Below are 9,467 nucleotides of genomic sequence, written 5' to 3' on the forward strand. Positions count from 1 at the left end.
GTCCGGTGGCCGGACCGCCCCGGCGCCCCCGCAGCGGATTGTCCGGCCCGATGGCCGGTGTCCGGTCCGTCCCGCTGGCAGCGCCGCGAGCCGAATCCGCCGCCTGGTCCGGTTCCGGGACGGCGGCACGCTCGGCGGAGCGGGATCGCGATGAACGCGCGGACTGGGGGCGACGGGACGGTGGGGTGCTCACCCCTCCATCATTCCCCGGGTGCGGTGAACGGAAAATGAACTTGCGTCACCGGATCACCGGAAGGTCGGCAGCGTTATCCGAACCAGCGTTCCGCCGGTGTCGTGCTCGAGGCGTACCCGTTGGCCCAGCCGGAGAAGCCGCAGGCCGGAGGCGTCGAACGCGGCGGCCGGGAAGGCGACGGTGCTGCCGTCGTCGAGCAGGAGCGTGCCCGTCCGGGTCGCCGGGTCGTAGGTGGCCACCGTGCCCTGCATGCCCAGCACCGTACACCGGATGCCGGATGCCGGATGCCGGATGCCGGATGCCGGGTGCCGGCGCTGGTGTCGGGACCGAGACCGAGACCGGGACCGACCGGTCAGCGGTCGGCTCCGGCGGGCGCGGAACGCCGGGTCAGCTCCGCGGTGTGCCGGCCGAGGCCGAGGGTCGTCGCGGCGAGCAGGTCCGCCGGGGTGTCGACGTCCCGGCGCAGCGTCGGCCAGGCGGGAGTGAGCGGTACGGCGCCGGACGCCGCGTGCGCCGCCGCCGAGCGCGGGCCGAACCGGGGATCCAGCGGAACCCCGGGCGGGGCGGTGAGCAGGACCGTGCCGGTACCGGGGGCGTCGGCGACGAACCGGCGTACGCCGGACGGACCGGTCTCGGCGGCCCGCAGCGCCTCGGCCAGCTCGACCGGACGCAGGGCCGGCAGGTCTGCGGTGAGTGCGGCGACCCATCCGTCGGCGACCAGCGCGGCGCCCCGGCCGAACGCGGGATTGAGCCCGCTCTCCGGCGGTTCCGGGGTGATCCGGGCACCGAGCCGCCCCAGCACCCGGGTGGCGTCGGGATCGTCGGTCACCACCAGGAGTTCGCGCACCGGGGGACAGGCCAGCACGGCGCCGACGGTGTCCTCGGCCAGCGCCAGGGCGAGCAGCTCGTGCGGTACCCCGCCGAGGGCGCCCCGCAGCCGGCTCTTCGCCGATTCGAGGCGCTTGACCGGCACGACCACCGTCCAGTTCCGCTCACCCACACGGCAATCCTGCCAGCCGCCCGGCGTCGGCCGGTGCGCGGCGTCGGTGGGATCGGGACCACCCTGGCTGGCCGTACCCCGGGCGAGCAGGCATGATTTCGCTGCGGGCGGCGGCATCCCCCACGGGTCGGCGGCGTTCCGCCGGCGGTGGCAGGTCGCCGAGGGCCGTGGGCACGGGCGCGGGTGGGAGCGACTTCCCGCCGGGGCGTCCGGTGCCCGCGCGGCGCCTCGGACGGCCGGGCCAGGGTGGGGACGACGAGGAGGCACAGTGGCACGGCGCAGGCTGGGGTTCTGGCGACGGTTTGCCGTGAGCGTGGTCAAGCCGGTGATGGCCGGGTGGACACGGCGTACCTGGAGCGGCATGGAGCACCTGCCCGCCTCCGGGGGCGTGATCATCGTGCCGAACCACCTCTCCCACGCCGATCCGCTGGTCTCGGCGCACTACATCTACGACGCCGGTCGCTGGCCCCGGTACCTCGGCAAGGCCAGCGTGTTCCGGGTGCCGCTGGTGGGGCGGATCCTGTTGAAGTGCCAGCAGATCCCGGTCGAGCGCGGCACGGTCGACGCGGCACGGTCGCTGGAGACGCTGATCGGCGCGGTCCGGGACGGCGGCGCGGTGGTGATCTATCCGGAGGGCACCACCACCCGGGAGCCCGAGTTGTGGCCGATGCGGGGCAAGACCGGAGCGGCGCGGCTGGCGCTGGCCACCGGGGCTCCGGTGATCCCGGTGGCGATGTGGGGACCGGAGAAGATCTTCGACCCGCGTACGAAGAAGGTCAGTCTCCGCCCACAGATCCCGGTCACCGTGATGGCCGGTCCGCCGGTCGACCTGAGCCGGTGGGCCGGTGCCACGCCCAGCCGGGCCGTGCTGGACGAGATGACCGACGCGATCATGTTGCGGCTGCGCGACATGCTGGCCGAGATCCGCGGCGGAACACCGCCGCCGCTCTGGTCGGCACAGTCGAACCGCCGCACAGACGACTCGACCGGGCGGGCCAACCCGGCTCCGCCGGCCGGAGACCGGGCATGAGCGGGCCGACGGACGCCGTGCGGAGCGGGGTGACGGCATGAGCCACGTCGTGGTGCTCGGCGCCGGTTCGTGGGGTACGGCGTTCGCGAAGGTGCTCGCCGACGCCGGGCGGGACGTGGTCGTCTGGGCCCGCCGACCGGCGGTGGCGGAGGCGATCCGGTCCACCCGGAGCAATCCCGACTACCTGCCCGAGCTGCGGTTGCCGGCGGGGGTGCGGGTCACCACCGACGCCGCCGAGGCGATCTCCGGCGCCGATCTCGTCGTGCTCGCCGTGCCGGCACAGACCCTGCGGGGCAACCTGGCGGAGTGGGCCCGGCACCTCGAACCCGACTCGACGCTGGTCTCGCTGATGAAGGGCATCGAGTTGGGCACCACGAAACGGATGAGCGAGGTGATCGTGGAGACCGCCGGGGTCGCCGCCGACCGGGTCGTGGTCGTCTCCGGTCCCAACCTGGCGGCCGAGATCGCCGCCGAGCAGCCCGCGGCGACCGTGGTCGCCTGCACCGACACGGACCGGGCGACCGAGGTGCAGAGGTCGGTGAACACGCCGTACCTGCGGCCGTACACCAACGACGACGTGATCGGCGCCGAGCTGGGCGGTGCGGTGAAGAACGTGATCGCACTGGCGTACGGGATCACCACCGCGATGGGCCTGGGCGACAACACCCGGGCGACCCTGATCACCCGAGGACTGGCCGAGACCGCCCGGCTCGGGGTGGCCCTCGGCGCCGACCCGCTCACCTTCGCCGGCCTGGCGGGCCTCGGCGACCTGGTGGCCACCTGCTCGTCGCCGCTGTCCCGCAACCGCACCTTCGGCGAGCACCTGGGCCGGGGGGAGACCCTCGAACAGGCGCAGGCGGCGACCCGGCAGACCGCCGAAGGGGTGAAGAGCTGCCTGGCGATCCGGGACCTGTCCCGGGCGCACGGGGTGGAGATGCCGATCACCGAGCAGGTCGAGCGGGTCTGCCACGAGAGCGCCGACCCGCAGCACGCGATGGCGGTGCTGATGAGCCGCAAGCCGAGGCCGGAGTGACCGGGGCGGCGGGTGGACCGGCCGACCGCTCCGGGTACGGCGACGGCACCCGCTGCGTACACGCAGGTCTGCCGGAGCCGGTGCCGGGAGAGCCGTTCCTGCCGGGCCCGGTCTTCGCCGCGCCCTACCACCTGGACCCGGCGGCCGGCCCCGAGGCGACCCCGAACGGGTACGGGCGGCCGGACAATCCGACCCGGCGTGGGCTGGAGGCGGCGATCGGCGAGCTGGAGGGCGGGGACTGTCTCGCCTTCGCCAGCGGACAGGCCGCGATCACCGCCGTGCTGCTCTCGGTGCTCCGCCCCGGTGACACCGTGCTGCTTCCCGCCGACGGCTACTTCCCGGTCCGGGCGTTCGCCACCCAGACGCTGGAGGGCATCGGGGTACGGGTCGACTTCGTACCGACCGCCGGGCCGTACCCGGCGCTCGACGGCGTACGGCTGGTGCTGGTCGAGACGCCGGCCAATCCGGGCCTGGACGTCTGTGACGTGGCCGAGCTGGCGGCGCGGGCGCGGGCCGCCGGTGCGCTGCTCGCGGTCGACAACACCGCCGCGACACCGCTCGGGCAGCAGCCGCTCGACCTGGGGGCCGACCTGGTGGTCGCGTCCGGCACGAAGGCGTTGACCGGGCACTCCGATCTGCTTCTCGGCTACGTGGCCAGCCGGAACACCGAACTGCTGGCCACTGTCCGGGCCTGGCGGACCACCACCGGCTCGATCCCCGGTGCCTTCGACGCGTGGCTGGCACACCGCTCGCTGGCCACCCTGGACCTGCGGTTGGCCCGGCAGAGCGCCAACGCGGCGGCCGTGGCGGCGGCGATGCGGGACCGCCGCGACGTCTCCGGCGTACGGTGGCCGGGGCTTCCCGACGATCCGGCGTACCCGGTGGCCAGCCGGCAGCTCCGGCGGATGCCCGGGATCGTGTCGTTCGACCTCGGCGACGCCGGTCGGGTGGCCCGGTTCCTGGCCGCGAGCCGGCTGGTCTTCGCGGCGACCTCGTTCGGTGGCCTGCACACCAGCGCCGACCGGCGGGCCCAGTGGGGTGACGACGTCTCCGCCGGCTTCGTCCGGTTCTCCTGTGGGGTCGAGGACACCGCCGACCTGCTCGCCGACCTGCACGCGGCGCTCGACGCGGCCGGCGGCCGTTAGCGGACCCGTCCCGGCAGTGAGTACGGCGCGGTGCGGCGGGTACCCGGCGAACATGGCGCAATACACGAAGCCCGAGCTGAGGGAACAGCTCAAGGAAGAGATCAAGGCGGCCGACCGGGGCGGCCGGCCGGGACAGTGGTCGGCGCGCAAGTCACAGCTACTCACCCAGGAGTACCAGAAGCGCGGCGGCGGCTACGAGGGCCCGAGGGACGAGCGCCAGAAGTCGCTCAAGCACTGGGGCGACCAGAAGTGGCGGAACAGGCAGGGCACCACCCGGGCGCGGCACGACGGCGAAACCGACCGTTACCTCCCCGACAAGGCATGGAACAAGCTCTCCGCCGAGCAGCAGCGCGAGACCGACGCCAAGAAGCGCAGGGCGTCGAAGTCCGGCAAGCAGTACGTCGCGAACACTGGGCCGGCCAAACGGGCCCGTCGCGAGTCCACGTCCGTGCCGCTCACCGACATGCCGGTCGCCGAGGCGACCCGGAAGGTCCGCGACCTCAACGCCGGTCAACTCAAGGCGGCGCTGCGCGCGGAACGCGCCGGGAAGAGCCGCAAGACGCTCATCCAACGTCTGGAGGCGGCACTCGGCCGCCGCTGACCGGTCGCCGACTGGCGGTCACGCTCCTGAACAGGCGGACCCGGCCCGAGCGTGCCCATGGCCGGTGCCTCGTCGTTCTGACCGGCGGCCCGCAATCCGCCGGCCGTGGCAGGAACCGGTGCCGGGGGCGGGGACTCGGTTCGGTTGTGCGGACAAAACAGCGGGCGCTGCCCGTTCTCGTCGCGATCGGTCTGCTGGCCACCGCCGCGTGCACCGGCCCGGAGCCGGCCGGACCGGCGGTCCCGACCCCGACCGGTGCCGCCGGGCCAACCGCCACGATCACCCCCGGGCGTACGCCGACCGACCCGGCCCCGGCCGGAGCGAGCCTCATCTCCTGTGCACACGTCATCGACCACCTCGACGCGCCGCCGACGGACCGGGTAGTGGCGGTCGACGTCGTCGCCGTGCCGGTGCGGCTGCTGGAGGTCCATCCGGCCGGTCAGACCGGTCCGGCCCGACTCTTCGCCAAGACCGGCCTGGTGGTGCGGGCCGACTCGACCGTCGACCTGTCGGTGCCGCCAGCCTCGGCCGGCAGGACCGTGATCGGCTGGGGCAGTCCGGCAGAGCCCGCCCGCCAGGTGCGATTTCCCGGCTGCCCGGATCGGACCGGCTGGGTGGCGTTCGCCGGAGGCTTCTGGCTCCACGAGCCTGCCTGTGTCCCGTTGACGGTCCGATCCGGCGGGCGGACCGAGCAGGTCCGGATGTCGATCGGCGTCGACTGCCCGAAGTGACCGCCGAGGCGTGTGCTCGTCCCGGTACCGGCGGATGTGCCGATTCCGTGCGCCGACGGGGCGGCGTCCGGAAGTCGATCGACGAAGCGGCGGTTTCGGTGGCCGATCGGCGGGCCAGCGGGCGCCGGCCGGGGGCTGCGGGATAACCGCGGGTACGGCAGGGTAAGAGCAATTCCGGCTCGGGTCGACGTCGGAGGTGAGGAGGCAGCCCGATGGCGAATTCGGACATTCCGGTGGTCGTCGGACTGGACAACGGCGGTAACAGCAACAACGCGACCGTGCTCGACGCGACCGGACGTTTCCTGGTCGACGAGCTGGTCGAGACCCCGTGCCAGGTCCTGGACGGGCCGGAGGTGGCGATCGAGGCGTTGGCGTCGGCGATGGAACAGGTGCTCGCCCGCACCGGCACCCCGCGCGAACGGGTCCTGGCCGTCGGGCTGGACACCCCCGGGCCGTCGAGCGCCACCGGCGTCATCTCCTCGAAGGGCTCGACGAACTTCTCCCAGCCGGGCTGGCGCGGCTACGACATCCGGACCGCCCTCGAACGACGGCTCGACCTGCCGGTGATCTACAACAACGACGGCAACGCCGCAGCGCTCTACGCCCACCACGCCTACTTCGGCGACGAGGCGATGAACAGGTCGTCGGTCTCCGCCATCGTCGGCACCGGACTCGGCGGCGGCGTGATCGAGCGTGGGCAGGCGGTGACCGGGGCCGCCGGAATGGCCGGCGAGCTGGGCCACGTGCACATCCCGATGTACGGACTGCTCGCCGAGGGACAGCCGGTGCCGCTCTGCAACTGCGGGTTCGTCGCGGACGTGGAGAGCGTCGCCTCGCTCACCGGGATCCGGCGCAATCTGCTGCCGTACTGGTTGACCCGGTTCGTCGGCCATCCGCTGGGCGAGTTGGACCCGGTCCGGGCCGCCAAGCAGGTCCGGACGTACGGGGTGGACGGCGATCCGATGGCAATCAAGATCTTCGAGCAGCAGGCGATGGCGTTGGGCCGGCTCTTCACCATCGTGGCGAACTTCGCCGACCCGGACGCGTACTTCGTCGGCGGCGGGGTGGTGGAGGCCGCACCCGAGTTCCGGACCTGGTTCCTGGACACGGTCCGCGAGCACACCTCGCTGCGGACCGAGCAGATGGCCCAGGCACGCTTCGCCCTGGTCCCCGACCTCGACATGGCGGGCGCCCGGGGTGCCGCCATCGCCGCGCTGAAGTCTCTCGACGGCCGGGTCACCCTGTCCACCGGATAGCCGCAGCCGGTCGGGTAGGGCCAGCCTCACCCTGAACCGCTCAGGGGTACGGAACCGGGGGATCGGTCCGGGATCATGCCGGATCTGCTGCCCCGGCACCACGACCACGCTGGTCACATGATGTCCGGAACCCTTACCCAGCCGTGGACCGCCCGCCCACTCGCTCTGGTGGCGGCCGTCGGCATGACCCTGACGGCGATCCTGGGTGTCGCCGCGCATCTCGCCCCCGACCCGGGGATGAGTCCACTGTCCCTGACCATCAGCGACTACGCGGTGTCGAACAACGGCTGGCCGATGAACGTCGCGATCCTCCTCCTCGGCATCACCTCGCTGGCCGTACCGCTGGCGTTGCGGGCCGTCCGGATCAGAATCGGTGCCCTCGCGGAGGCGCTGCTCCTGGTCTGGTGCCTGGGACTGATCGTCGCGGCGATCGTGCCGACCGACCCGATCGGGGTGGTCGAGCTGAGTACCCGGGGATACGTGCACCGGTACGTCTCGGTGGCCGCCTTCGTCGCGCTGCCGATCGCGACGCTGCTGGCGATCCGGCGCCTCACCGCGGACGTACGCTGGCGCGGCGCCGTACGGCGACTCCGGGCGCTGGCGGTGACGAGCGTGTTCGCGCTGCTCGGGCTCTACTACGTCGCCTTCCCCGGCGGCCGGGTGATGATGGGTCTGGTCGAGCGGATCCTGGTGGTGGTCGAGCTGGCGCTGCTCGCCGTCCTGGTGGGACAGATACTCCGGGTCGGCAACGGGACCCGACGACCGGGTCGGGGCACCACCGTCGCGGACCCGTCGGACCCGTCGGACCCGTCGGACCCGTCGGACGCGGCCGACCCGTCGGACGCGGCCGACCCGACGGATGCGGCGGGTGCGGTTTCGTGGTCGCACTCAGACCCGCTGGGTGGCCAGCCTTTGGAGCAGTTCGCGGTAGTCGGTCTTCATCGGAAGCTCCCGGTCCACCCTGACGCGCCGACGGGTGCTGGTCACCTCGGTACCCCGCACCGGGTCGCGGCCGGCGTGCTGGTGGGTCTCCCACCAGAGTCCGACGCCGCGGCGCTGCCAGGCAGGTAGCTCGGCGAAGTTGATGCCGTACCGGAAGAGCAGTTCGTTCTTGTCGGAGGTGCTGGCGCCGGTCAGCGCCCGGCTGGCCTCCTCGGCGGAGCTGCCGTTTCGGCGCAGCGTCCAGTAACACCAGCCGTTGAGTGCGCAGCGGGTGGCGTCGGACTGCCGCCAGGAGAAGTAGTCGGCGACGTCGGTGACGTCCACCCCGAGCCAGATCCGGGCGTCGAAGTGGGCCGGTTCACCGGCCGCCCGGGTGAACGCGGCGCTGGCGATACCGGCCGAGATCGACACCAGTTTCTCCACGCTCCGGCCGAAGAGGGTGAAGTCCGGCGGCAGCAGCACGGAGATCTCGTCGCTCTCGGTGTACGCGTAGCGCCCGGCCAGCTCGGTCAGCAGCGTCTGCGCGGTGCCGACCATCAGCTCGCCGAAGCGCGGGTCGAACGGCTTCTCGAAGTGCTCCTCGGTGAACCGGGAAAACGAGCGACCGTCCAGCCGGATCACCGCCCAGGCGCCGGGTAGTACCCGCAGCGAGTGGAAGTACTCCCGGGCCCGCTGGCGGGACTCGAACTCGTCGGTGTCCATCCGCCGCTCACCTCCCCGGATGCGTCGGGTAGCGGGCCTGGAAATCGAGTCGGGCATCGGCATCCCCGGCGATCCGGCCGAGGACGTCGTCGAGGCCCATGAACGCCGCCCAGGGCTGTTCGTCCCCGGCTCCGGCGAGCCGACCGACGACCAGCGTTTCGAGGTCGGGTTCCCGCCGGCCCTTCCAGACCTTGTCGGCCAGGCTGACCAGCAGTTCCTCGATCGTGACGTCGGGGTGGTCCCATCGGGCGTGGGTGGCCGCGAACCGGGCCAGTTCGGCGGGTACGCCCTGCGTGAGCAGGAGCTGCCGGCCGGCGGGTTCGTGCCGTGAACCCGGTCCGGAGAGTTCCTCGGGATGAAGACACTTCCCGATGTCGTGGGTGGCCGCCCCGAACAGCACCGCCTCGTGGTCGACCACGAGGCGCGGATACCGCCTCCGCAGCCAGTCGAGAAGTTGGGCGGCGACGTCGTGAACGGCTCGGAGATGCGCGGCGAGCCGGGGCGGGGCGTCCGCCGCGACCAGCAGCTCGACGGCTCGCGGCGGCAGCGGGCGCAGGGCCGGCGTCGTCGGGTCGGAGAGCGCACGGTGCAGGGCGGTGGCGATCACGGTGTCGAAGGCTAACCGAGCGGTGCCCTCCGGGCACCTAGCTTTCGGGCGCCTCGTCCCCGGGCGGCGGAGTGTTAGGAAGGGCCCCCGCTACAACGGAAAGCGATAAGAAGGGGCCCTTCCTTACAAAATCCGCCACGCCCCCTGCCCGCCGGCCCGGACCGGCGGTACAGGGGGCGTGGGGCACCGGAGCTGGGCGGGCCGAGCGTCGCCGGGGGGACGCAGCT

General features: G+C 72.9%; 11 protein-coding genes and 1 pseudogene. 7 read left to right on the forward strand and 5 right to left on the reverse strand.

The genetic code is table 11. The features are described from left to right. The 3 genes from I0C86_RS44065 to cofC form a co-directional block, all read right to left on the reverse strand. A partial coding sequence (locus I0C86_RS44065) for a hypothetical protein (RefSeq protein ID WP_230395377.1) occupies nt 1–193 on the reverse strand: 193 nt, incomplete at its 3' end. A 53-nt stretch (nt 194–246) separates the two neighbouring features. Beyond that, the gene (locus tag I0C86_RS44070; RefSeq protein WP_230395378.1) at nt 247–444 is read right to left on the reverse strand and encodes a cold-shock protein; all 198 of its coding nucleotides are present in this window, start codon (nt 442–444) and stop codon (nt 247–249) included. A gap of 101 nt (nt 445–545) precedes the next feature. Beyond that, entirely contained in the window at nt 546–1,193 is a 648-nt protein-coding gene (cofC, locus tag I0C86_RS44075; protein WP_323374061.1) for a 2-phospho-L-lactate guanylyltransferase, read from the reverse strand. A 268-nt stretch (nt 1,194–1,461) separates the two neighbouring features. On the opposite strand from cofC, the gene I0C86_RS36275 reads away from it, so the two are divergent. The 7 genes and pseudogenes from I0C86_RS36275 to I0C86_RS44080 all read left to right on the forward strand — a co-directional run. Beyond that, nucleotides 1,462–2,223, forward strand: a complete 762-nt coding sequence (locus I0C86_RS36275; protein ID WP_196205828.1) for a lysophospholipid acyltransferase family protein — start codon at nt 1,462–1,464, stop codon at nt 2,221–2,223. Nucleotides 2,224–2,260: 37 nt separating this feature from the next. Then, complete coding sequence (locus I0C86_RS36280; RefSeq protein WP_196205829.1) at nt 2,261–3,256, forward strand: NAD(P)H-dependent glycerol-3-phosphate dehydrogenase; 996 nt, start codon at nt 2,261–2,263, stop codon at nt 3,254–3,256. Beyond that, entirely contained in the window at nt 3,253–4,401 is a 1,149-nt protein-coding gene (locus I0C86_RS36285) for a cystathionine gamma-lyase (protein WP_196205830.1), read from the forward strand. The genes I0C86_RS36280 and I0C86_RS36285 overlap by 4 nt, the downstream gene beginning before the upstream one ends. Before the next feature lie 52 nt (nt 4,402–4,453). After that, nucleotides 4,454–5,002 (forward strand): hypothetical protein, encoded by a 549-nt coding sequence (locus tag I0C86_RS36290; protein ID WP_196205831.1) that lies wholly within the window; start codon nt 4,454–4,456, stop codon nt 5,000–5,002. 146 nt (nt 5,003–5,148) lie between these two features. Next, nucleotides 5,149–5,733 carry a hypothetical protein gene (locus tag I0C86_RS36295; protein ID WP_196205832.1) on the forward strand — a complete coding sequence of 195 codons (585 nt, stop codon included), beginning with the start codon at nt 5,149–5,151 and terminating at the stop codon, nt 5,731–5,733. A 212-nt stretch (nt 5,734–5,945) separates the two neighbouring features. Next, nucleotides 5,946–6,989, forward strand: a complete 1,044-nt coding sequence (locus tag I0C86_RS36300; RefSeq protein WP_196205833.1) for an ROK family protein — start codon at nt 5,946–5,948, stop codon at nt 6,987–6,989. 183 nt (nt 6,990–7,172) lie between these two features. Further along, a pseudogene (locus tag I0C86_RS44080) lies at nt 7,173–7,703 on the forward strand (DUF998 domain-containing protein); the annotation flags it as partial. Between the two features lie 174 nt (nt 7,704–7,877). On the opposite strand, the gene I0C86_RS36305 reads toward I0C86_RS44080, so the two are convergent. Next, entirely contained in the window at nt 7,878–8,633 is a 756-nt protein-coding gene (locus I0C86_RS36305) for a tRNA(His) guanylyltransferase Thg1 family protein (RefSeq protein WP_196205834.1), read from the reverse strand. Nucleotides 8,634–8,640: 7 nt separating this feature from the next. Next, nucleotides 8,641–9,240: an HD domain-containing protein gene (locus I0C86_RS36310; protein ID WP_196205835.1), complete on the reverse strand. Its 600-nt coding sequence runs from the start codon at nt 9,238–9,240 to the stop codon at nt 8,641–8,643. Nucleotides 9,241–9,467: the final 227 nt, after the last annotated feature.

The sequence above is a fragment of the Plantactinospora alkalitolerans genome (genome assembly GCF_015690345.1).
GTDB lineage: Bacteria > Actinomycetota > Actinomycetes > Mycobacteriales > Micromonosporaceae > Plantactinospora > Plantactinospora alkalitolerans.

What these genes read in the sequence shown, in the direction of transcription:
- I0C86_RS36300 (WP_196205833.1), top strand. Translation starts at nt 5,946, where the DNA reads ATGGCGAATTCGGACATTCCGGTGGTCGTCGGACTGGACAACGGCGGT.
- I0C86_RS36305 (WP_196205834.1), bottom strand. Translation starts at nt 8,633, where the DNA reads ATGGACACCGACGAGTTCGAGTCCCGCCAGCGGGCCCGGGAGTACTTC.
- I0C86_RS36280 (WP_196205829.1), top strand. Translation starts at nt 2,261, where the DNA reads ATGAGCCACGTCGTGGTGCTCGGCGCCGGTTCGTGGGGTACGGCGTTC.
- I0C86_RS44070 (WP_230395378.1), bottom strand. Translation starts at nt 444, where the DNA reads ATGCAGGGCACGGTGGCCACCTACGACCCGGCGACCCGGACGGGCACG.
- I0C86_RS36290 (WP_196205831.1), top strand. Translation starts at nt 4,454, where the DNA reads ATGGCGCAATACACGAAGCCCGAGCTGAGGGAACAGCTCAAGGAAGAG.